The following is a 20,533-nucleotide window of genomic DNA, read 5'->3' on the forward strand; positions in this document are numbered from 1 at the left end:
GGTACTGTCCGCTCGTGAGCACGCAGCGGTTCGTCGAGAGCAGTGACGGTGTCCGGATCGCCGTCTCCGAACAGGGCAATCCGGACGGGCCCACACTCGTGCTGGTGCACGGACTTCGCGACACCCACCGGGTCTGGGATCCGGTGGTGGCGCTGCTGGCCGACCGGTTCAGAATCGTCGCCTACGACACCAGGGGAGCGGGCAACTCCGGTGCGCCCAAACAGACTTCGGCATACACCGTCGATCGGTTCGCCGACGACTTCGCGGCCGTCGCCGCCGCCGTCGGCGGTGACACACCCGTGCACGTGCTGGCGCACGGATGGGGGGCCGCCGGGGTGTGGCAGTACCTCAAGCGCGCCGACGCCCCCGAGCGGGTCGCATCGCTGACCTCGGTGTCGGGCCCCAGCCCCGAGCACGTCGCCGGATATGTGCGCGCCGCGCTGACCAGCCCGCGCCGGTTCGTCCGCGGCGCCGGCCAGCTCGTGCGCCTCGCCGCGGCCGCACCGCGGGCGGCGACGGCCAAGCCGTACCGGGCGAATCTGCGGCCCGCCGCGCCGGCGGGTGTTCCCGTCGACGTCCCGGTGCAGCTGATCGTCCCCGACCACGACCCACACGTGGGGCCGCACGTCTACGACGGCATGTCCGCGTCGGTCTCGAGGCTGTGGCGGCGCGACATCAAGACCGGCGACCTCTCGCCGGGCTCACATCCGCAGGTCCTCGCACGGGCGGTCGACCAGCTGGTCGACCACCTCGGCGGCGCCCCGGCCCCGCGAGAGTTGTTGCGCGCGCAGGTCGGCCGCGCCCGCAAGGCGTTCGGCGACACCCTGGTGTCCGTCACCGGCGCCGCCAGCGGGATCGGCCGCGAGACCGCGCTGGCGTTCGCCCGGGCCGGTGCCGACGTGGTGATCAGCGACGTCGACGAGGCCGGGCTCGAGGAGACCGCGCGGCTGGTCACCGCGGCCGGGGCGGCGGCGCACAGTTACACCGTCGACGTCGCCGACGCCGCGGCCGTCGAGGCGATGGCCGAACTCGTGTGCGCCGACCACGGGGTGCCCGACATCGTGGTCAACAACGCGGGCGTCGGGCATGCCGGGTTCTTCCTCGACACCCCGGCCGAGGAGTTCGACCGGGTGCTCGACATCAACTTCGGCGGTGTCGTCAACGGGTGCCGGTCGTGGGGGAGGCGCCTCGTCGACCGCGGCACCGGCGGCCACATCGTCAACGTCGCGTCGATGGCGTCCTACACGCCGGTCAACGTGATGAACGCCTACTGCACGTCCAAGGCGGCCGTCTTCATGTTCTCCGATTGTCTACGCGCAGAACTGGATTCGGCCGGAATCGGGGTCACCACGATCTGTCCGGGTGTGATCGGCACCAACATCGTCGACACCACCCGCTTCTCGCTGCCGGAGGCCCGCCGAGACGACGCGGAATCGATCCGCCGACGGGCCCGCCAGGGCTTCGCGGTGCGACGGGTCGGACCCGACAAGGTTGCCAAGGCCATCGTCGCGGCGGTCCAGAAGAACAAGCCGGTGCGGCCCGTCACCACGGAGGCGTACCTCGTCTACGGCGTCGCACACGCGCTGCCGCAGGCCATGCGCAGCGCGGCCCGCGGCGGGAACATCATGTGACACATCAGCCGTTGGCCGCGATGTCTTCCAGGACCGCGAACATCGTCCGCGTGGGAACTCCCGTGCCGCCCTTGGGGGTATAGCCCCAGGGTCCACCCGAGTTGTAGGCGGGAGCCGCGACGTCGATGTGCGCCCACTCGACGCCGTCGGCGACGAACTCCCGCAGATACGTGCCCGCCACCAGCATGCCCGCAAACCGGGAACCGCTGACGTTGGCCAGGTCGGCGACCGTCGACTTGAGATCGTCCTTCAACTCTTCGGGCAGCGGCATCGCCCAGCCGTTCTCACCGACCGCCTGCGAGATCCCGGCGACCCGGTCGCGGAAGTCGTCGCTGCCCATCACGCCGGGGGTGCGTGCGCCCAGCGCGACGGTCTGCGCCCCGGTCAGTGTCGAGGTCTCGATCAGGTAATCGGGCGCGTCCTCGCAGGCCCGCGCGATCGCGTCGGCCAGGATCAGCCGGCCCTCGGCGTCGGTGTTGAGCACCTCGACGGTGATGCCGCCGTACTGGGTCAGCACGTCACCGGGCCGCTGCGCGGTCGCCGACGGCATGTTCTCGGCCATCGGCACGTAGGCCACGACGTCGATCGGCAACCGCCGCCGGGCGGCCAGCAGGACGGTCGCGATCACCGCCGCCGCCCCACCCATGTCCGAGGTCATGTGGTGCATGTTGGCCGCGGGCTTGATCGAGATGCCGCCGGTGTCGAACGTGATGCCCTTGCCGACCAGTGCGACCTTCTTGCCCTTGCGGCCGCCGCCGAGGTGGGCCAGCCGCACCAGGCGCGGCGGACGCGACGAGCCCTTGCCGACGCCCACGATGCCGCCGTATCCGTCCCTGGCGAGCGCCTTCTCGTCGAGCACCTCGACCTGCAGCCCGGCTGCTTCGCCCAAAGCCTTTGCCCGCTTGGCGAATTCGGCGGGGAAAAGGTGGCTGGGCGGCGTGTTGACGAAGTCCCGGGCGGTGGCCACGGCGGCGGCGACGGCCTCGGCGTGCGCCGCGGCGTCCTTGGTCGCGGCCTTCGTGTCCGGCGCCAGCACGGTGATCTTGCGGACCCCGGCGTCCTTGGGCGCGGTCTTCTCGCTGCGGAACTCGGAGAACCGGTAGGCACCGAGGACCAGACCCTCGATCGTGGCCTCCAGGTCCAGGTCGGACAACGTGGTGATGACGTGTTCGACGCCGGACAGCGACCTCGCCGCCGCACCGGCGGCGCGGCGGATGGTCTCGGCCGACCAGTCGTCACGGCTCTTGCCCAGCCCCACCGCGAGCACGCTGGTGACCGGCAGCGCGGGCACCACGACGCGGGTCAGTTGCTCGCTGCCGCCCTTGGCGCCCAGCGCCTGCAGCGCCGCCTCGATCTCGGCGACGGCGTCGGCGTCGAGATGCGGACCGGCCACCACGGCGGCCCTGGCTTCAGTGCCTTCCTCGCCGTCGCCGCCGCTGACGACGGGCACGATCAGGACCGACGAGTCGACCCGGCGCTTGGGCAGCGCGCTCGCGACCGTGACGACGGGGGACTGGTAACCGGCTGAGGTGCTCACGGGGAATCACCCTAGCGATCGGTCTGGAAAGCGTCGCGCGCACTAATGTGGTTCGCCGTGACTGACAACTTGCTGGCCGGCCCTCTGGAGAACCGTCATCGCGAACTCGGGGCGAGCTTCGCCGAATTCGGCGGCTGGCTGATGCCCGTGTCCTACGCGGGCACGGTCGCCGAACACACGGCCACCCGCACGACTGTCGGGCTGTTCGACGTCAGCCACCTCGGCAAGGCCCTGGTGAAGGGGCCGGGCGCCGCCGAGTTCGTCAACTCCGCGTTCACCAACGATCTGCGCCGGATCGGGCCCGGGCAGGCTCAGTACACCCTGTGCTGCACCGAGGACGGCGGGGTGATCGACGACCTGATCGCCTACTACGTCTCCGACGACGAGATCTTCCTCGTCCCCAACGCCGCCAACACCGCCGCCGTGGTCGCCGCGCTGCAGCAGCGCGCACCCGGGGGGTTGACCATCACCGACGAGCACCGCTCACGCGCCGTGCTGGCCGTGCAGGGCCCCGTGTCCGCCGATGTGGTCGGCGGTCTCGGCCTGCCGACCGACATGGACTACATGGGTTACGCCGACGCCCAGTTCCGCGGGGTCGAGGTGCGGGTGTGCCGCACCGGTTACACCGGGGAACACGGCTACGAGCTCTTGCCCCCGTGGGATCAGGCCGCGGTGGTGTTCGACGCACTCGTGGAGGCGGTGCAGGCGGCCGGCGGCGAGCCCGCCGGCCTCGGAGCCAGGGACACGCTGCGCACGGAGATGGGCTATCCGCTGCACGGCCACGAGCTGTCCCTGGACATCTCGCCGCTGCAGGCGCGCTGCGGGTGGGCGATCGGGTGGAAGAAGGACGCGTTCTGGGGGCGTGACGCACTGCTGGCGGAGAAGGCGGCAGGCCCGCGACGCACCCTGCGCGGCCTGCGGGCGGTCGGGCGCGGGGTACTGCGCCAGGACCTGACGGTCCTCGACGGGGAGAACCGGGTCGGGGTCACCACGTCGGGGACCTTCTCTCCGACCTTGAAGGTCGGGATCGCGCTCGCGCTGATCGACACCGAGGCCGACATCGCCGACGGTGCGCACGTGGACGTGGACGTGCGCGGCCGCCGCATCGAGTGCGAAGTGGTCAAGCCGCCGTTCGTCGACACCCGCACCCGGTGACGCCGCACGGCCGCCAAAAACCGTTGGCCAGCGGGTTATACAATCGCCTTCATGACTGAAGGCCTCGAATTCACCGTCGATCGCAACGCGAATCCGGCGAGTGACGAGGTACGCGCGCAGATTCTGGCCAACCCGGGCTTCGGCAGGTTCCACACCGACCACATGGTGTCGATCGATTACACCGACGGCAAGGGCTGGCACGACGCACGGGTGATGCCGTACGGCCCCATCGAACTGGATCCGTCGGCGATCGTGCTGCACTACGCGCAGGAGGTGTTCGAGGGGCTGAAGGCCTACCGCTGGGCCGACGGGTCCATCGTGTCCTTCCGCCCGGAGGCCAACGCCGCGCGGCTGCGGACCTCGGCGCGCCGGCTGGCGATCCCCGAGCTGCCCGACGAGCTGTTCATCAGGTCGTTGCGTGAGCTGATCGCCGTCGACGAGAAGTGGGTGCCTGCGGCCGGCGGCGAGGAATCGCTGTACCTGCGGCCGTTCATCATCGCCACCGAGCCCGGTCTCGGCGTCCGCCCGGCCAGTGAATATCGTTACCTGGTCATTGGATCGCCGGCGGGGGCCTACTTCCCGCGCGGGATCAAACCCGTCAGTGTGTGGCTCTCGCACGAATATGTGCGCGCCTCGCCCGGCGGAACCGGTGCCGCCAAATTCGGCGGCAATTACGCCGCGTCCCTGCTGGCGCAGGCCGAGGCCTCTGCGCACGGCTGCGATCAGGTGGTCTGGCTGGACGCCATCGAACGCCGCTACATCGAGGAGATGGGCGGCATGAACCTGTTCTTCGTCTTCGGCAGCGGTGGCACCGCCCGGCTCGTCACCCCCGAGCTGTCGGGGTCGCTGTTGCCGGGTATCACGCGAAACTCCTTGCTGCAGTTGGCTACCGACGCGGGGTTTGCGGTCGAGGAGCGCAAGATCGACGTCGACGAGTGGCAGAAGAAGGCGGCCGCGGGGGAGATCACCGAGGTGTTCGCGTGCGGCACCGCCGCCGTGATCACCCCGGTCTCGCACGTCAAGCACGGTGACGGCGAGTTCACCATCGCCGACGGCGAACCGGGCGAGATCACGATGGCGCTGCGCGACACGTTGACCGGCATCCAGCGCGGCACCTTCGCCGATACCCATGGATGGATGGCGCGGTTGTCCTAACGGACCGCCAAGCCGACGGCCGCGATCGCCGTCGTCACCTCCAGGGCCGCGCCCAGCACGTCACCGGTGATCCCGCCGAACCGGCGAACGCAGTGGGCGACCAGTCCGGCGCTGCATGCCAGAGCCAGCACCACGACCAGCGGCCCCTGCCAGGGCCTGGCGCAGACCGGCACCGCGGCCGCGGCGACCGCGACCGTCCACCCGGCGGCCACCCACCGTGGCTGGGTTCCCGAGACCAGAGCGCCCAGCGTGCTGCCCGCCGCGGCGGGGACCCCGCGGCGGCACGCGACGACCACGGCCACCCGGCCCGCGACGACCGCGATGAACACCGCCGCCCACCCGGACTGCGCGAACGCCAGAGACTGCACCAGGAGCGTCGCCGCCACCGCGGCCACCCCGAACGGACCCGCGGTGCCGTCGCGCATCACCGCCAGCGCCCGCTCGGGCGGGCCGTAACAGCCCAGCGCGTCGACCGTGTCGGAGAGTCCGTCGATGTGCAGGCCACGGGTGGCCAGCAGCAGCACCGCGACGGTCAGCACCCCGGCCAGCGCACTACCGTCACCGAAGGCCCACGAACCCGCCCACAGCACCCCGGCGGCCAGCACACCGAGCGCCGCCCCCGCCACCGGTAGCGCGGTCAGCACCCCGCGGCCCACCATCGCGGTCGCCCGCGTCGGCGTGGGCAGGACTGTCGCGAATGCGAAAGCCCCTGTCAGGGAAGAGATCACCGCGCGGATCACCCGACTTATCCGCCGCCGATCCCGGCTTCTTCGAAGGTGGCCATCGACGCCAGGATGGCGACGGCGGCGCGCAGCACCGGAAGTGCGACCAGGGCGCCGGAGCCCTCACCGAGCCGCATCCCCAACTCGACGAGCGGCTCGAGCCCGAGGTCACGCAGCGCCAGCGTGTGCGCCGGTTCGGTGGAGCGGTGGCCGGCCTGCCACCAGAGCCTGGCGCCGGGTGCGAGCCGCTCGGCGGCCAGCGCGGCGGCCGTCACCACCATCCCGTCCAACACCAACGGCGTGCGGCGTACCGCCGCCTGTGCGCAGAACCCGGTCATCGCGGCGAGGTCGGCGCCGCCGCAGATCCTCAGCAGCGCAATGGGATCGGCCGACAGGCGGCGCGTCCGGTAGAGGGCGTCGCGGATCGCGGCCGTCTTGCGCGCCCAGCCGGCGTCGTCGATCCCGGTGCCCCGGCCGACCACCGCCACGGGCTCGGAGTCGGTCATCGCGGCGATCAGCGTGGTCGCCGGGGTGGTGTTGCCGATGCCCATGTCGCCGGCGATCAGCAGGTCGGCGCCGGAGTCGACCTCCTCGTCGGCGATCCGGCGGCCGGCGTCGACGGCTGCCACCACCTCGTCCGGTGTCAGAGCGTCCTCGACGGCGATGTTGCCGCTGGATCGGCGGATCTTGTCGGCGCCGATTGCGGGGGACAGCGGCTCGGCGGTGTCGACGGCAATGTCTGCGACCCGCACGCTCGCGCCCGCCACCTCGGCCAGCACGTTCACCGCGGCGCCGCCGGCGGCGATGTTCGCCACCATCGCCGCGGTCACGTCGGCGGGGTACGCCGACACCCCCGACGCGGCGACACCGTGATCCCCGGCGAACACCACCACCCGCGCCCGCTCGAACTGCCTGGGCGGACAGCCGCCCTGGCATGCCGCCACCCAGACCGACAGGTCCTCGAGCCTGCCCAGCGCGCCCGCGGGTTTGGTCAGCAGCGCCTGCCGGGCCCGCGCCGCAGCGGCGGCGTCGGCGTCGGGTGCGGGAATCTCAGGAAAGTACGCCACCTGCGGCGTCACGCAACGGGGGTGCCGCGTTCGACCTGCGGCCGCGGCGCACGCATCCGGCGCAGCTGAGAGGCGCGGCTGGCGGCGTAGAAGCCCAGCTTCCAGCCGGTCTCGGTGTTGCCCGGGAACTTCTGGTCCGCCATCCGGTTGACCTTGCGGCCGAGGAAGAAGCCGTCGACCACCATGATCAGCACGAGCACCAGCATGGCCGGCGACAGGAATGCCTGCACCTTCACCGACGGCGCCGCAAGCATCACGAAGATCAGGAACAAGGCCGACGGCATGAACAGGCCCAGCAGGTTGCGTCGCGAATCCACCACGTCGCGCACGTAGCGGCGGACCGGGCCGCGGTCACGCGGCAGCAGGTAGGCGTCCTCGCCGGCCATCATCTTCTCGCGGCGTTCGGACATCTCCGCCCGGCGCACCATGCGCTCGGCCTTGCGCTCCTCGCGGGACAGCTTCGGGCCACGCATCTCCTTGCGACGCTTCCTGGCCTCGGCGCTCGTCAACGGCGCGGGCGCGACCGGGCCGCGCCTGCGGGTGGCCTCGCTGCGCTTGGGGGTCGGCTTGCCCTTCGGCGGGGTCGTCGTGCGCTCGCCCGCTGCGGCGGCGTCGGCACTGTCATCGGCGGCGGGCACGGAGTCCTCGGGTTCGCCTGCGTCGTCGTTCTTGCGGCCCAGCAATTTCACGCCTGCCAGGTTACTTCTCGGCCGCCGGGCCACCCAATCCGCGGCGGCCTGCGACACCTCGGTCGAGGCCATAGTCTGCCGTGGTGGCAGCCATCCTCATCGCCCCCGACTGCTTCGGCGACAGCCTGACCGCGGTGCAGGCCGCGCAGTCCATCGCCGCGGGCTGGCGACGGGCCCGCCCGCAGGACGTTCTGACCCTGGCGCCGCAGTCCGACGGTGGCCCCGGTTTCGTCGAGGTGCTGGCCAGCCGGCTCGGGGAAGTGCGCACGACGTCGGTCAGCGGTCCCCTCGACACGGACGTCGACGCACAGTGGGTCCTCGACAGCTCCCCGCCGGTCACCGCCTACATCGAATGCGCGCAGGCCTGCGGGCTGACGCTGCTCGGCGGACCGCCGACCGTGCGCACCGCGCTCGACGCGCACAGCAGGGGAGTCGGCCAACTCATCGCCGCCGCGCGCGCCGCGGGGGCCCGCCGCATCGTCGTCGGCCTCGGCGGAAGCAGTTGCACCGACGGCGGGCGCGGAATGGTCGAGGCGCTGGGCGGTCCGGCGGCCGCGCGCGACCTGCTCGCCGGCGTCGAACTCATCGCCGCCAGTGATGTCGAGCACCCGTTGCTCGGCCCGACCGGCGCTGCCGCGGTGTTCGGGCCGCAGAAGGGCGCCGACCCCGACACCGTGGCCGTCCTCGAAGCGCGGTTGACGGCCTGGGCGCAAGAGCTCAACGCCGCCGCGGGCCGCGACATCCGCGACGATCCGGGTGCCGGGGCGGCCGGTGGCATCGGCGCGGCGCTGCTCGCGCTCGGCGGCAGGCGCGAATCGGGCGCCGCGATCATCGCCGAGCACACCGCCCTGGACGCCGACATCGCCGCCGCCGACCTGGTCATCACCGGTGAAGGCCGCTTCGACGACCAGTCCCTGCACGGCAAGGTGGTCAGCGCGCTGGCCGCAGGCGCCCGGTCGCGACGGATCCCGGTGCTGGTGCTCGCCGGCCAGGTCACGCTGGACCGGGCCGCCCTGCAGACCGCGGGCATCGCGTCGGCCCACTCGGTCACCGACCACGCGGGATCCGTTCAGCGGGCGATCGAGGATGCGGCCAACCAGCTCACCGGCCTGGCCTGCGAGGTTGCCGCTGGCTGGGGATAGATGGGGAATACGGGCGCGACGAGGTACCGTTGAGTTTGTGGGGCCGAACGTCGTACGGCCATCTCGGCCAACCGCGGGGCCCCAGCCACGTACATCCACACGGGAGATTCCATGACTGTTCAGGACGAGTCGGCTGTGCAGGCTGGCCAGACCACCGAGGCCCAGCACGGCGTGACCCTGTCGGATGCCGCGGCCGCCAAGGCGAAGGCCCTGCTCGACCAGGAGGGTCGGGACGACCTTGCGCTGCGGATCGCCGTCCAGCCGGGCGGATGCGCAGGGCTGCGATACAACCTGTTCTTCGACGACCGCTCGCTCGACGGTGATCTGACCGTCGACTTCGGCGGCGTCGCGCTCACCGTCGACCGGATGAGCGCCCCCTACGTGCAGGGCGCCACGATCGACTTCGTCGACACCATCGAGAAGCAGGGCTTCACGATCGACAACCCGAACGCCACCGGCTCGTGCGCCTGCGGCGACTCGTTCAACTGAGCTGATTCCGAGCCGGTTTCGGCTCAGTACTGACCCGCCGTCCGCGGCAGGTAGGAACACACCAGGACCTCGTCGTCGATCGACAGCAGCTGCGCGACGGCCTGCTCGTCGGCCTGCTGCGGTTGATTGCGTGACGAACCGCCGGCCGGCGTCACGCGCATCGTGAACAGCACCTGTGCCTGCGACGGCGACGACAGCACCATCTTGTCGATCGAGGTCACCTCGGCGCTTTCGTACTGTTTGCGGAACGCGTCGCTGGACAGGTTCGCCAGCGCCAGATCCGAGCGGCGCTCGTTGACCGCGTCGTACAGGCCGCACAGGGTGTGCCGGGCCACGGTCTCGACGTCGGCGTTGGTCAGCGCGTCGAGGTAGTCCTGGATCGCGGTCTGAGCGGAGGCCTCCGTCAGCGCCCCGCTCGGGGCGGCCTCGTCGCGGCTCCCTGTGAGCGCCACAGCGGCGACCACGCCGACGACGGCGAGCACCGCGACGGCGGCCACCACGGCGATGATCCACGGCCGTCTGCGCTTGGGGTACTGGACCGGGGGCGGCAGCGTGCCCGGGTACGTCGCACCCAGCGGCGGGTAGGTCTGCGGGGGATACGGCTCCGGATACATCTGCGGGCCGGCTGGTCCAGCGCCGTATGGGGGCGGGTACGGACCGGTCATAGATTTGCTCCCAGGGAAGTCGGTGGGGTCCTGCGGCATCTACAGTGACCGGGCAGGCACTTATAGGCAGGTTAGCGCACGTACTCGGGACGCCCCTGCCGGCGACGAGGCCACCACGGGGCCGACATCGGCACCCCGGAGTGCCCGACACTAGGGTGAAATCCCGATGAAGACGAAGGGTGGGACTGCGTGACCATTGCGGTGACCGGATCGATAGCGACCGACCATTTGATGCGCTTTCCGGGGAAGTTCTCCGAGCAGCTGCTGGCCGACCATCTGCAGAAGGTGTCGTTGAGTTTCCTCGTCGACGACCTCGTGATGCACCGCGGCGGTGTGGCGGGCAACATGGCGTTCGCCATGGGCGTGCTGGGCGGCAGCCCGACACTGGTCGGCGCCGTCGGTGAGGACTTCGACGAGTACCGGCAGTGGCTGACCAGACACGGGGTCAACTGCGACACCGTGCTCGTCTCCCGCAGCGCCTACACGGCGCGGTTCGTGTGCACCACCGACGAGGACATGGCCCAGATCGCGTCGTTCTATCCCGGCGCGATGTCGGAGGCTCGCAACATCAAGCTCGCTGACATCGTAAAGCAAACGGGCACACCGGATCTCGTGATCATCGGTGCCAACGACCCAGAGGCGATGTTCCTCTACACCGAGGAGTGTCGCACGCTGGGTCTGGCCTTCGCCGCCGACCCGAGCCAGCAGCTGGCCCGCCTGTCGGGCGAGGAGATCCGCAGGCTGATCGACGGTGCGGCGTACCTGTTCACCAACGACTACGAGTGGGATCTTCTGCTGCAGAAGTCCGGCTGGTCGGAAGCCGAGGTGATGAGCCAGATCCAGCTGCGCGTCACCACGCTGGGCGAGAAGGGGGTGGACCTCGTCGGCCGCGACGGCACCTTCGTCCACGTCGACGTGGTTCCCGAGACCCACAAAGAGGACCCGACCGGCATCGGCGACGCGTTCCGCGCCGGCTTCCTCACCGGGCGTGACGCCGGGTTGTCGCTGGAGCGATCGGCGCAGCTGGCCTCCATGGTGGCGACGCTGGTGCTCGAGGCCCCCGGACCGCAGGAGTGGACCTGGAACAAGGACTCGGCCGTGCAGCGCCTGACCGACGCGTACGGGGCCGACGCGGCCGCGGACATCGCCGCGGCCATCTGACGCTGTGCCGGCCTAGAGCTGCACCGGGTACGTCGGCTCGCTGATCTGCGGGGTGACGGTCTTGTCCACGAAGATCGCGTACCACAGCATGAAGATGAGCACGGTCCACAGTCGACGGCTGTGATCGGTTGTGCCGCTTCGGTGTTCATCAAGCATCGCGCGTACGGCGGCCAGCTCCACCAGGTCGCCTGCGCCCGACGTGCCGACCATCCCGTAGGCCCAGTCGAGCAGTTCGCCCGAGCGCAGCCAGTGCCGGATCGGCACCGGGAAGCCCAGCTTCGGCCGGTTGAGGACGTGCGCGGGCACGATCGGCTCCAGGGCGCGGCGTAACGCGTACTTCGTCGTCGACCTGGTGATCTTCTGGTCATATGGCAGCCGCGAGGCCACCGCGAACACCTCGGGATCCAGGAACGGCACCCGCAACTCCAGCGAGTTGGCCATCGTCATCTTGTCCGCCTTGACCAGGATGTCGCCGCGCAGCCAGGTGAACAGGTCGATGTGCTGCATCCGCGCCACCGGGTCCCAGTCCTGCGACTGGGCGTACACCGGTGCCGTCACGTCGGTGTGCACCCACTCCGGGCGGAACCGCGGAAGCACCGCGCGCAATTGCGCGTCGGAGAAGCTGCGCGCGTTGCCGTAGTAGCGCTCCTCAAGGGTCAACGAGCCCCGGTGCAGCAGGCTCTTGCCGCGCATACCTTCGGGCAGCGGGCCGGCCATCCTGCCGACCGACTTGCGCAGCCCCCGCGGCAGATAGTCGAAAGGCTTGAGCGACAACGGCTCCCGGTAGATCGTGTAGCCGCCGAACAACTCGTCGGCCCCCTCGCCGGAGAGCACCACCTTGACGTGTTTGCGCGCTTCCCTGGCGATGAAGTACAGCGGCACCAGCGCCGGGTCGGCCACGGGTTCGTCCAGGTACCAGACGATCTCGGGGAGCGCTGCGACGAACTCCTGCTGGCTCACCACCTTGGTGACGTGCCGCGCGCCGATCGCCTCGGCCGACGCGACGGCGACGTCGACCTCGGAGAACCCTTCCCGCTCGAAACCCGTCGTGAACGTGATCAGCCGCGGGTTGTGCCGCATCGCCAGCGCTGCGATGGCGGTCGAGTCGATACCGCCGGACAGGAACGCGCCCACGGTCACGTCGGCGCGCATGTGCTTGGCCACCGAGTCCTCGAGCGCCGCGGTGATCTCGTCGTAGCGGGCCTGCTCAGCACCGGCGCGGAACGCCACCGCGTCGAATCGCGGCCGGAAGTAGCGGGTCACCTCAGGTTGCGCACCTGGGCGGACCCGCGCGTAGCTGCCCGACTCGAGCCGGCGGATTCCGCGGTGCAGTGTCTCGGGCTCGGGGACGTACTGCAGCACGGTGTAGTGCTGGACGGCACGCTCGTCGACGCCGAGGTCGAAACCGAGCCGGTCTGCGATGTCGAGCAGGCACTTCTTCTCGCTGCCCACCGCGGTACCGCCCGTGCCGGTGGCCAGATACAGCGGTTTGATGCCGAACGGATCCCTGGCGCAGAACAGTTCCTGCGCCACGCTGTCCCACAGCGCGAAGGCGAACATGCCCCGCAGCCTCGTCAGCGCGTCGGCGCCCCAGTGGTGATAGGCGGCCACGATCGCCTCGCCGTCGCCGTCGGTGTGGAACTCCGCGCCGAATTCGGAACGGAGTGCGTCACGCAGCTCCAGGTAGTTGTAGATCTCGCCGTTGAACACCAGCGTGTAGCGGCCCGGCGCCTCCGGCGGCCCCCACCGCAGCGGCTGGTGGCTGTGGGCGATGTCGATGATCGAGAGCCGGTTGAACCCGAGCACCACGCGGGTGTCGTTCCACGTCCCCGGCTCGTCCGGGCCGCGGTGACGCATCTGGGCCGACGCCGCCGACACCGCATCAACGGTGGTGGGGGAAACCTCAGAGGAAGGGTCGATGACCAGCGCCAGCAGTCCGCACACCGCGCCAGTATGCCTAATCCGCAACGCCCGTCGAACCCGGCACGCACACGCATTCAGCAGTCGCTTCGCGCGACGTCCCGGGCGTGGTCTACGCTGCGTAGTATTCGATTCAGCCGTCTGACCGCGCGCCGGTCAATCGACTTGGTAGGAGGCGCCAACGTGTCCGCTCGCGGCCTGAAGTTGGTGGCATTGTCCCTGCTCCTTGGCGGGACGACGGTGCTACTCAGCGGATGCAGCTGGTCGGAGGTGCTCGGCCTCGGCTGGCCCAACGGCATCACCCCCGAAGCGCATCTGAACCGTGAACTCTGGATCGGTTCGGTGATCGCAGCCTTGGTCGTCGGCGCGATCGTCTACGTCCTGCTGTTCTGGACCATGGCCTTCCACCGCAAGAAGAAGGGCGACACGGAGCTGCCGCGTCAGTTCGGCTACAACATGCCGCTCGAACTGACGCTGACGGTGATCCCGTTCATCATCATCTCGGTGCTCTTCTACTTCACCGTCGTGGTGCAGGAGAAGATGGTCCACAAAGAGGACAACCCCGAGGTCGTCATCGACGTCACGGCCTACCAGTGGAACTGGAAGTTCGGCTACCAGAAGGTCGACTTCGCCGACGGCACGCTGACCTACGACGGTGAAGACAATGCGCGCAAAGAGGCCATGGTGTCGCGGCCCGAGGGCGTCGACAGCCACGGCAACGACCGCGTCGGTGCGATCTACGGCAAGAACCCCGAGGACCGCTCCTACCTGAACTTCGACAAGATCGAGACGCTGGGCTCGTCCACCGAGATCCCGGTGCTGGTGGTCCCTGCGGGCAAGCGGATCGAGTTCGAAATCGCCTCGGCCGACGTCATCCACGGGTTCTGGGTGCCCGAGTTCCTGTTCAAGCGGGACGTGATGCCCAACCCCGAGGAGAACAACTCCGACAACGTCTTCCAGATCAGCGAGATCAACCAGACCGGCGCCTTCGTCGGCCGGTGCACGGAGATGTGCGGCACCTACCACGCGATGATGAACTTCGAGCTGCGCGTCGTGGAGCCCAACGACTTCAAGGCCTACCTCGACCAGCGCAGCGCAGGGAAGACGAACGCCGAAGCGCTGCTCGCGATCAACCAGCCGCCGCTGGCGATCACCACCAAGCCGTTCGACACCCGGCGCGGAGAGCTGGCGCCGCAAATGCCCCAGGCGAGCAGGTAAGGACAGCAGATGCACATCGAAGCCAGGTTGTTCGAATTCCTGACGGCGTTCTTCGCGCTGTCGACCGTGGTCTACGCCGTGCTGACCGATCTGTTCGCTCGCGGCGGCATCGAGTGGGCGGGCACCACCGCGCTCGCACTCACCACCGGCCTGACGCTCATCACGGGCACGTTCTTCCGGTTCGTCGCGCGGCGGCTCGACACCCGGCCCGAGGACTACGAGGACGCCGAGATCGCCGACGGCGCGGGGGAGCTCGGCTTCTTCAGCCCGCACAGCTGGTGGCCGGTGATGATCGCGCTGGCTGGTTCGGTGACCGCGGTCGGCATGGCGCTGTGGCTGCCCTGGCTGATCGTCGCCGGCGTCTGCTTCATCCTGACCACAGTGGCGGGCCTGGTGTTCGAGTACCACTGGGGACCCGAGAAGCACTGACCCGGCGTCGGCGCAAGGTCACAATCAGGGCATGAGTTCGCCTGCAACACGCATTGAGCCGTCCGTTCGGGTGCTGCCGTTGGGTAGTGTTGCCGAGGCGCCATGAGCCGTCACGGCGACCACCGGCGCCGGAGAAGCAGTCGAAAAGGATAGGTAGATGAGCGGGCCGAATCCTCCTGAGGAGCCGGGTGGCCAGCCCGCCCCGGACGACGCCACCCGGGGAGTCGACAACCCCGACACCGGCCAGACCGATTTCTACTCGCGCGCCTACTCGGCGCCGGAATCCGAACAGTTCGTCAGCCCGCCCTACGTGCCCGCCGACGCGTCACTCTATGACTACGACACCTACGACGCCGACGCCGACGCCGAACTGGCGCCTCCGCCGCGGTGGCCGTGGGTCGTCGGCATCGTCGCCATCGTCGCCGCGATCGCACTGGTCGTGTCGGTGTCGGTACTGGTGACCCGTAGCGACACGGACAATCTCGCCACGCCCCAGACGACGACACGGCCGGCGCCGCCCGTGCAGGACGAGTTCACCACCACCGAACCGCCGCCACCGCCGCCTCCACCGCCCACGACGGAGCCTCCGCCGCCACCACCGGAGACGGTCACGGTGACAGAGCCGCCACCGCCGCCGCCGGAAACCACCGCGGCGCCGCCTCCACCGCCCCCGGCGACCACCGAACCGCCTCCGCCGCCGCCGACGACCACGACGCGTGCCGGGCCGCGACAGGTCACCTACTCGGTGACCGGCACGAAGGCGCCGGGCGACATCATCACCGTCACCTACATCGACGCGTCGGGACGCAGCCGCACCCAACGCAACGTCTACATCCCGTGGTCACTGACGGTCACCCCGATCTCCCAGTCCGAGGTCGGCTCGGTGCAGGCATCGAGCCTGTTCATGGTGAGTCGGCTGAACTGTTCGATCACGACCAGCGACGGAACGGTGTTGTCCTCCAACACCAGCAACGCCGCGCAGACCAGCTGTTAGGGCATGGCACCGTAGATGACGAATCTCACCGACAACACCCGGACGCGTCGCGGTTTCGACGTCGCGGCACTCGACCGCACCGACCGCATCCTGCTCGGCGCCGCCGTCGTCGTCTGGCTGGCCGCGCTCGGCGCGGGCGTCGCGGCGACCGTCGCGCTGGTCGACCTGTCCCGCGGTCACGTGGAATCGGCCGCGGACTCCGGCACACCGTGGGTGCTCTACACGATCATCGGTGTCTCCGCGGCGGTCATCGTGGCGGCCGTGCCGCTGCTACTGCGAGCCCGGCGCACCGCCGAGGCGGACGCCCCGGCCGCGCCGCAGCGCCCGGTGACCGAGACCGCACCGCCGCCGCCGGCGCGGGGGATCGACGCGCCGACCGAGAAGCTGCGCGCCGCGCGCCCCAGCGAGGGCAGTGGGCCGCTGCCGCGCGCCCTGCGGTCGTCGGCTGCTCCCGTTTCCGCGGTGACCGACCAGGTGTTCCTGCGTTGCACCGCGTCGATCGCGAGCGCGATGGGCGTTGCCACACTGCTGGTCTCGGTGTCGACGTACCTGATGGCCGTCGACAGCGACACGGCGGCATGGGTGCTCTACGGCGTCGTCGGCGTCGTCACGGTGGGCATGGTCGCCATCCCGTGGTATTTCCTGCGCGAGCTGCGCGCCGACGCCGTCAGCTGAGCCGCTTCCGGCGCGCTGTGGGCCCAGCTGCCACACGAATCCGTCGTCGGCAGAGCCCTTCTCGCGCTCTCGCTGTGAAGCGTGGATGTGTGCGACGGGGGAGACGGGCGCGCGCACTGCCCAAAACAAATGATCCGCCTCACCCTGGCCGGCTGAGGCGGATCATTTGTGTCGTCTGGACCGTCAGTGGTGCCCGTTTGACGATCCGTTGGAGGCGCTGGTGCGCTCCTGGTGCTCGCGCAGGGCCGTGAGCGCGCGGCGCTCGGCTGCATGGGCAGCTTCGTCGAGTGCCTCGTGCTCGGACAGCGGATCGCCCTTGAGGAAGCTGCCGCTGCCGGGTGCGCCGGCAGAGCCCAGCTTGTTCATCCGCTTGGGCAGCGCAGCGCCCTGGTACTCCAGCGGAATCGGGTGACCGTGCTCGTCGACGGGGCCCAGCGGCTGGTGCAGCTCGACGTACGCGCCGTGCGGCAGCCGCTTGATGATGCCCGTCTCGACGCCGTGTTCGAGCACCGCGCGGTCGCTGCGCTGCAGACCCACCGCCCAGCGGTACGCGACGAAGTACACGATCGCCGGCAGCACCACCATGCCCACGCGGCCGATCCATGTCGTCGCGTTGAGCGAGATGTGGAACTTCAGCGCGATGATGTCGTTCATGCACGCGAACGTCAGCACGATGTAGAACGCGATCGCTGCGGCGCCCACCGCCGTGCGCGTCGGTGCGTCACGTGGACGCTGCAGCAGGTTGTGGTGCGCATCGTCGCCGCTGAGCTTCTTCTCGATGAAGGGGTAGGCCGCCAGCAGCGTGAAGATCAGGCCCATGCCCACGGCGACCCACACGCCCTGCGGGATGGTGTGGCCGAACGGGTAGAACTCCCACGCCGGCCACAGCCGGATCAGGCCGTCCGTCCACATCATGTAGAAGTCGGGCTGGCTGCCCGCCGACACCTGCGACGGCTTGTACGGACCGATCGTCCACACCGGGTTGATCTGAAGCAGACCGCCCATCAGGCCGAGGACGCCGACGGTCATCGCGAAGAACGCACCGGACTTCACCGCGAACACCGGCATCACGCGCACGCCGACGACGTTGGTCTCGGTGCGGCCCGGGCCGGGGAACTGGGTGTGCTTCTGGAACCACACCAGCGCGAGGTGAACTCCGATGAGCGCCAGGATGATTCCCGGGATCAACAGGATGTGCAGCGCGTACAGCCGCGGGATCAGGATGTCGCCGGGGAAGTCACCGCCGAACAGCGCCCAGTGCATCCAGGTGCCGACAATCGGGATACCCATCGTGATGCCCGACAGTGCGGCGCGGATGCCGGTGCCCGACAGCAGGTCGTCCGGCAGCGAGTAACCGAAGAAACCCTCGAACATGGCCAGGATCAGCAGCAGTGAGCCGATCACCCAGTTGGCCTCGCGCGGCCGGCGGAACGCACCGGTGAAGAAGATACGGGCGAGGTGAACCATGATCGACGCCGCGAACAGCAGGGCCGCCCAGTGGTGGACCTGTCGGACGAACAGTCCGCCGCGCACCTCGAAGCTGATATCCAGCGTCGTCTCGTAGGCCCGCGACATGCCGACACCGCGCAACGGCTGGTAGACGCCGTCGTAGGTGACGTGGGCCATCGACGGATCGAAGAACAGCGTCAACCAGACTCCGGTGAGGAGCAGCACGATGAAGCTGTACATCGCGATCTCGCCGAGCAGGAAGGACCAGTGCGTCGGGAAGACCTTGTTGAGCTGTCGACGCACCGCGGCCGACGGGTGGTACCGCGAATCGATCGCGTTGCCCTGTCGGGCGGCGATCTCGGCGGCGGTTGGACGTGGGCTCATGACTTGCGCTCCCAGAATGCCGGTCCGACGGGTTCGATGAAGTCGCCGTTGGCGACCAAGTAGCCGTCCTGGTCAATCGTGATCGGCAGCTGCGCCAGCGCGCGGGCAGCCGGTCCGAAGATCGGCTTGGCGAAGTGCAGCGCGTCGAACTGCGACTGATGGCAGGGGCACAGGATGCGGTAGGTCTGCTGCTCGTACAGCGACGAGGGGCAGCCCAGGTGCGAGCACACCTTCGTGTACGCGAACAGTTCGCCGAAGTTGAAGCTCTCCTGCCCACGACGCTTGACCACGCGTTTCATGTCGGCGGGCTTGATACGGATCAACATCACGGGATTGCGCACACCCATCGCGATCTCGAACAGGTGGTGCTCCGACTCGACCGTCGTCCCGTCACCGTCGGATTCCCGCCACGGGTAGACGGTCTCCATGCCGCCGGCGTCGAGGTCCTCCGGCCGCATCTTGACGTACGGGGACTCGCCGGGCTTGCCGGTCGCGCGGGCCAGGTAGATGGTCTCGCCATGGAATCGGGGAGTCCACCCCGACGTCCACAGCACCGCCTTGGGGCCCTCGGCCGTGGGAACCACCGGCTTCCACGGATTCTTGATGAGGCCACCGATGAACGCGACGGCGGTGCCCAGGCCGAACGCGCCGAACCCGATACCGAGCGAGAGCCCGATCATCTTGCGCCGCTTGATCGTCGAACCGTCCAGCGCATCACCGAGATTGGCCGCGACGGTCTTGCGGTGAAGCTCGGGGGAGCGGCCGTCGTGGCGCTCCTGGATCGAGATCTCCTCGGGGATGAACTTCTTCTGGAACAGCACCGCGCCGACGCCGATGGCCAGCACCGACAGGCCGAAGGTCAGGCCGTAGAGCGGCGTGGTCAGCGAATACAGGAACTCACCTTCGTCGCCGAACGGCTTGTACTCCCACGGCCAGAACAGGAAGATCAGCAGCAGGGCCAAGCCCGAAAAACCGGCCAGCAGAAACCAATACGCGACAGTGCGCTCGGCGCGCTTCTCGGCCTTGGTGCCGGGAACGGGCCAGCGCGGCTCCTTGTAGACGATCTCGACACCGTCGAGTTTGCCGCCCAGCTCGAGCAGCTCTTCCTGCGACATCTTCGCCAGTTCGGCGTCGGTGGGCTGCCCGGGGGCCCCGGTCTGCCCGGGGGCGTCGGTGCCCTTCACGTCGTCGTGCCCGTCACTCATGCCCGTGCTCCGATCCACAGTGCGGCGGCGATGATGGCCACCATTCCGACGATCCACGCGACCATGCCCTCGGACGTCGGGCCGAAGCCACCCAGTCCGAGACCGCCCGGTGTGGGCGTCTCGGCAGCCTCACGAACGTAGGCCACGATGTCGCGCTTCTCCTCCGGCGAGAGCTGACGCTCGGAGAACTTCGGCATGTTCTGCGGGCCGGTCACCATCGCGGTGTAGATCTGGGCCGGAGTGGCCACGCCCAGGTCGGGTGCGTATTTACCGGAGGACAGCGCACCGCCCTTGCCCGTGAAGTTGTGGCAGGACGCGCAGTTGAGCCGGAACAGGTCGCCACCGCGGGCGACGTCGTTGCCGATCAGCGACTGCTCGGCGACGTGCCCGTTCTCGTCGCGGGGGACGACCGGGCCACCGCCGTTGGCCTGGATGTAGGCGCCGAGCGCGTCGGTCTGGGCCTCGTCGAACACAGGATCCTTGCGCTCGATCTGCGCCTCATTGCGCATCGCGGGCATACGTCCGCTCGACACCTGGAAGTACACGGCGGCTTCGCCGACACCGATCAGGCTGGGACCGCGGTCGGCGACACCCTGCAGGTTGACGCCGTGGCAGGACACGCAGGAGGTTTCGTAGAGCTGCTGACCAGTGCGCAGCAGCGCCGACGCCGATTCATCGGCGACCGCGACCTGCGGGGATGGCGTCAAAGTGGCCGCCAGACCACCGGCCATCACCAATCCGCTCAGCAGCAGCAGAGCCGCCGTGACGCGGCGGCGCAGCCGTCGGCGCGACTTGCTGGTCATCGAACCCCTTCTCATCCGCTTGGTTCCCGTGGCTCCCGTGTCT

Annotated in this window: 19 protein-coding genes; 10 read left to right on the forward strand and 9 right to left on the reverse strand. The window is 69.5% G+C overall.

The window, feature by feature from the left end; genetic code table 11:
* The first annotated feature begins 14 nt into the window (after nt 1–14).
* Nucleotides 15–1,631 carry an SDR family oxidoreductase gene (locus BN976_RS23220; RefSeq protein ID WP_036374473.1) on the forward strand — a complete coding sequence of 539 codons (1,617 nt, stop codon included), beginning with the start codon at nt 15–17 and terminating at the stop codon, nt 1,629–1,631.
* Nucleotides 1,632–1,635: 4 nt separating this feature from the next.
* Here the strand turns inward: BN976_RS23220 and BN976_RS23225 are convergent, their stop codons facing one another.
* Nucleotides 1,636–3,168, reverse strand: a complete 1,533-nt coding sequence (locus BN976_RS23225; protein ID WP_036374475.1) for a leucyl aminopeptidase — start codon at nt 3,166–3,168, stop codon at nt 1,636–1,638.
* A gap of 45 nt (nt 3,169–3,213) precedes the next feature.
* On the opposite strand from BN976_RS23225, the gene gcvT reads away from it, so the two are divergent.
* On the forward strand, nt 3,214–4,323 hold the full coding sequence (gene gcvT / locus BN976_RS23230; protein ID WP_036374478.1) for a glycine cleavage system aminomethyltransferase GcvT: 1,110 nt from the start codon (nt 3,214–3,216) through the stop codon (nt 4,321–4,323).
* A gap of 51 nt (nt 4,324–4,374) precedes the next feature.
* Nucleotides 4,375–5,478, forward strand: coding sequence for a branched-chain amino acid aminotransferase (locus BN976_RS23235; protein WP_011780770.1), 1,104 nt, complete (start codon nt 4,375–4,377; stop codon nt 5,476–5,478).
* Here the strand turns inward: BN976_RS23235 and BN976_RS23240 are convergent.
* The 3 genes from BN976_RS23240 to BN976_RS23250 are packed head-to-tail and all read right to left on the reverse strand — an operon-like array spanning nt 5,475 to nt 7,956.
* A complete protein-coding gene (locus BN976_RS23240) occupies nt 5,475–6,206 on the reverse strand; it encodes an adenosylcobinamide-GDP ribazoletransferase (RefSeq protein ID WP_036374922.1) in 732 nt (243 codons plus the stop codon). The genes BN976_RS23235 and BN976_RS23240 overlap by 4 nt on opposite strands.
* Before the next feature lie 17 nt (nt 6,207–6,223).
* Nucleotides 6,224–7,279: a nicotinate-nucleotide--dimethylbenzimidazole phosphoribosyltransferase gene (cobT, locus tag BN976_RS23245; protein ID WP_235622119.1), complete on the reverse strand. Its 1,056-nt coding sequence runs from the start codon at nt 7,277–7,279 to the stop codon at nt 6,224–6,226.
* Entirely contained in the window at nt 7,276–7,956 is a 681-nt protein-coding gene (locus BN976_RS23250; protein WP_036374928.1) for a DUF3043 domain-containing protein, read from the reverse strand. The genes cobT and BN976_RS23250 overlap by 4 nt, the downstream gene beginning before the upstream one ends.
* Before the next feature lie 80 nt (nt 7,957–8,036).
* Here BN976_RS23250 and BN976_RS23255 point away from each other — a divergent pair, with 80 nt between their 5' ends.
* Complete coding sequence (locus tag BN976_RS23255; RefSeq protein ID WP_011780766.1) at nt 8,037–9,098, forward strand: glycerate kinase family protein; 1,062 nt, start codon at nt 8,037–8,039, stop codon at nt 9,096–9,098.
* A gap of 111 nt (nt 9,099–9,209) precedes the next feature.
* Nucleotides 9,210–9,587 carry a HesB/IscA family protein gene (locus BN976_RS23260; RefSeq protein WP_011780765.1) on the forward strand — a complete coding sequence of 126 codons (378 nt, stop codon included), beginning with the start codon at nt 9,210–9,212 and terminating at the stop codon, nt 9,585–9,587.
* Between the two features lie 23 nt (nt 9,588–9,610).
* Here the strand turns inward: BN976_RS23260 and BN976_RS23265 are convergent, their stop codons facing one another.
* Nucleotides 9,611–10,252, reverse strand: coding sequence for an Rv0361 family membrane protein (locus BN976_RS23265; protein WP_011780764.1), 642 nt, complete (start codon nt 10,250–10,252; stop codon nt 9,611–9,613).
* A 189-nt stretch (nt 10,253–10,441) separates the two neighbouring features.
* On the opposite strand from BN976_RS23265, the gene BN976_RS23270 reads away from it, so the two are divergent.
* The gene (locus tag BN976_RS23270) at nt 10,442–11,413 is read left to right on the forward strand and encodes a carbohydrate kinase family protein (protein ID WP_011780763.1); all 972 of its coding nucleotides are present in this window, start codon (nt 10,442–10,444) and stop codon (nt 11,411–11,413) included.
* Nucleotides 11,414–11,425: 12 nt separating this feature from the next.
* Here the strand turns inward: BN976_RS23270 and asnB are convergent, their stop codons facing one another.
* Nucleotides 11,426–13,357, reverse strand: coding sequence for an asparagine synthase (glutamine-hydrolyzing) (gene asnB, locus BN976_RS23275; protein ID WP_036374485.1), 1,932 nt, complete (start codon nt 13,355–13,357; stop codon nt 11,426–11,428).
* Between the two features lie 102 nt (nt 13,358–13,459).
* Between asnB and ctaC the strand changes: the two genes are divergently transcribed.
* From ctaC to BN976_RS23295, 4 genes are all read left to right on the forward strand, one after another.
* Nucleotides 13,460–14,551, forward strand: coding sequence for an aa3-type cytochrome oxidase subunit II (gene ctaC / locus BN976_RS23280; RefSeq protein ID WP_370501419.1), 1,092 nt, complete (start codon nt 13,460–13,462; stop codon nt 14,549–14,551).
* A gap of 9 nt (nt 14,552–14,560) precedes the next feature.
* Entirely contained in the window at nt 14,561–14,980 is a 420-nt protein-coding gene (locus BN976_RS23285) for a cytochrome c oxidase subunit 4 (RefSeq protein ID WP_011780760.1), read from the forward strand.
* A gap of 157 nt (nt 14,981–15,137) precedes the next feature.
* Nucleotides 15,138–15,974 (forward strand): MmpS family transport accessory protein, encoded by an 837-nt coding sequence (locus tag BN976_RS23290; protein ID WP_036374488.1) that lies wholly within the window; start codon nt 15,138–15,140, stop codon nt 15,972–15,974.
* A 15-nt stretch (nt 15,975–15,989) separates the two neighbouring features.
* The gene (locus tag BN976_RS23295; RefSeq protein ID WP_036374490.1) at nt 15,990–16,649 is read left to right on the forward strand and encodes a DUF2561 family protein; all 660 of its coding nucleotides are present in this window, start codon (nt 15,990–15,992) and stop codon (nt 16,647–16,649) included.
* Between the two features lie 183 nt (nt 16,650–16,832).
* Here the strand turns inward: BN976_RS23295 and qcrB are convergent, their stop codons facing one another.
* From qcrB to qcrC, 3 genes are read right to left on the reverse strand one after another with little or no spacing between them, the layout of a single operon-like run.
* Nucleotides 16,833–18,482, reverse strand: coding sequence for a cytochrome bc1 complex cytochrome b subunit (gene qcrB / locus BN976_RS23300; protein ID WP_011780757.1), 1,650 nt, complete (start codon nt 18,480–18,482; stop codon nt 16,833–16,835).
* Nucleotides 18,479–19,687: a cytochrome bc1 complex Rieske iron-sulfur subunit gene (gene qcrA / locus BN976_RS23305; RefSeq protein WP_011780756.1), complete on the reverse strand. Its 1,209-nt coding sequence runs from the start codon at nt 19,685–19,687 to the stop codon at nt 18,479–18,481. Before qcrA ends, qcrB begins: the two co-directional genes overlap by 4 nt.
* Nucleotides 19,684–20,505 (reverse strand): cytochrome bc1 complex diheme cytochrome c subunit, encoded by an 822-nt coding sequence (qcrC, locus tag BN976_RS23310; protein WP_011780755.1) that lies wholly within the window; start codon nt 20,503–20,505, stop codon nt 19,684–19,686. The genes qcrA and qcrC overlap by 4 nt, the downstream gene beginning before the upstream one ends.
* Nucleotides 20,506–20,533 lie beyond the last annotated feature (28 nt).

This window comes from Mycolicibacterium austroafricanum, assembly GCF_000612725.1.
GTDB classification, from domain to species: domain Bacteria; phylum Actinomycetota; class Actinomycetes; order Mycobacteriales; family Mycobacteriaceae; genus Mycobacterium; species Mycobacterium austroafricanum.

Excerpts from the sequence above, each read along its gene's own strand:
- BN976_RS23235 (WP_011780770.1), top strand. The coding sequence starts at position 4,375 with ATGACTGAAGGCCTCGAATTCACCGTCGATCGCAACGCGAATCCGGCG.
- BN976_RS23285 (WP_011780760.1), top strand. The coding sequence starts at position 14,561 with ATGCACATCGAAGCCAGGTTGTTCGAATTCCTGACGGCGTTCTTCGCG.
- qcrA (WP_011780756.1), bottom strand. The coding sequence starts at position 19,687 with ATGAGTGACGGGCACGACGACGTGAAGGGCACCGACGCCCCCGGGCAG.
- BN976_RS23290 (WP_036374488.1), top strand. The coding sequence starts at position 15,138 with ATGAGCGGGCCGAATCCTCCTGAGGAGCCGGGTGGCCAGCCCGCCCCG.
- BN976_RS23265 (WP_011780764.1), bottom strand. The coding sequence starts at position 10,252 with ATGACCGGTCCGTACCCGCCCCCATACGGCGCTGGACCAGCCGGCCCG.
- gcvT (WP_036374478.1), top strand. The coding sequence starts at position 3,214 with ATGTGGTTCGCCGTGACTGACAACTTGCTGGCCGGCCCTCTGGAGAAC.
- BN976_RS23295 (WP_036374490.1), top strand. The coding sequence starts at position 15,990 with ATGACGAATCTCACCGACAACACCCGGACGCGTCGCGGTTTCGACGTC.
- BN976_RS23260 (WP_011780765.1), top strand. The coding sequence starts at position 9,210 with ATGACTGTTCAGGACGAGTCGGCTGTGCAGGCTGGCCAGACCACCGAG.
- qcrB (WP_011780757.1), bottom strand. The coding sequence starts at position 18,482 with ATGAGCCCACGTCCAACCGCCGCCGAGATCGCCGCCCGACAGGGCAAC.
- qcrC (WP_011780755.1), bottom strand. The coding sequence starts at position 20,505 with ATGAGAAGGGGTTCGATGACCAGCAAGTCGCGCCGACGGCTGCGCCGC.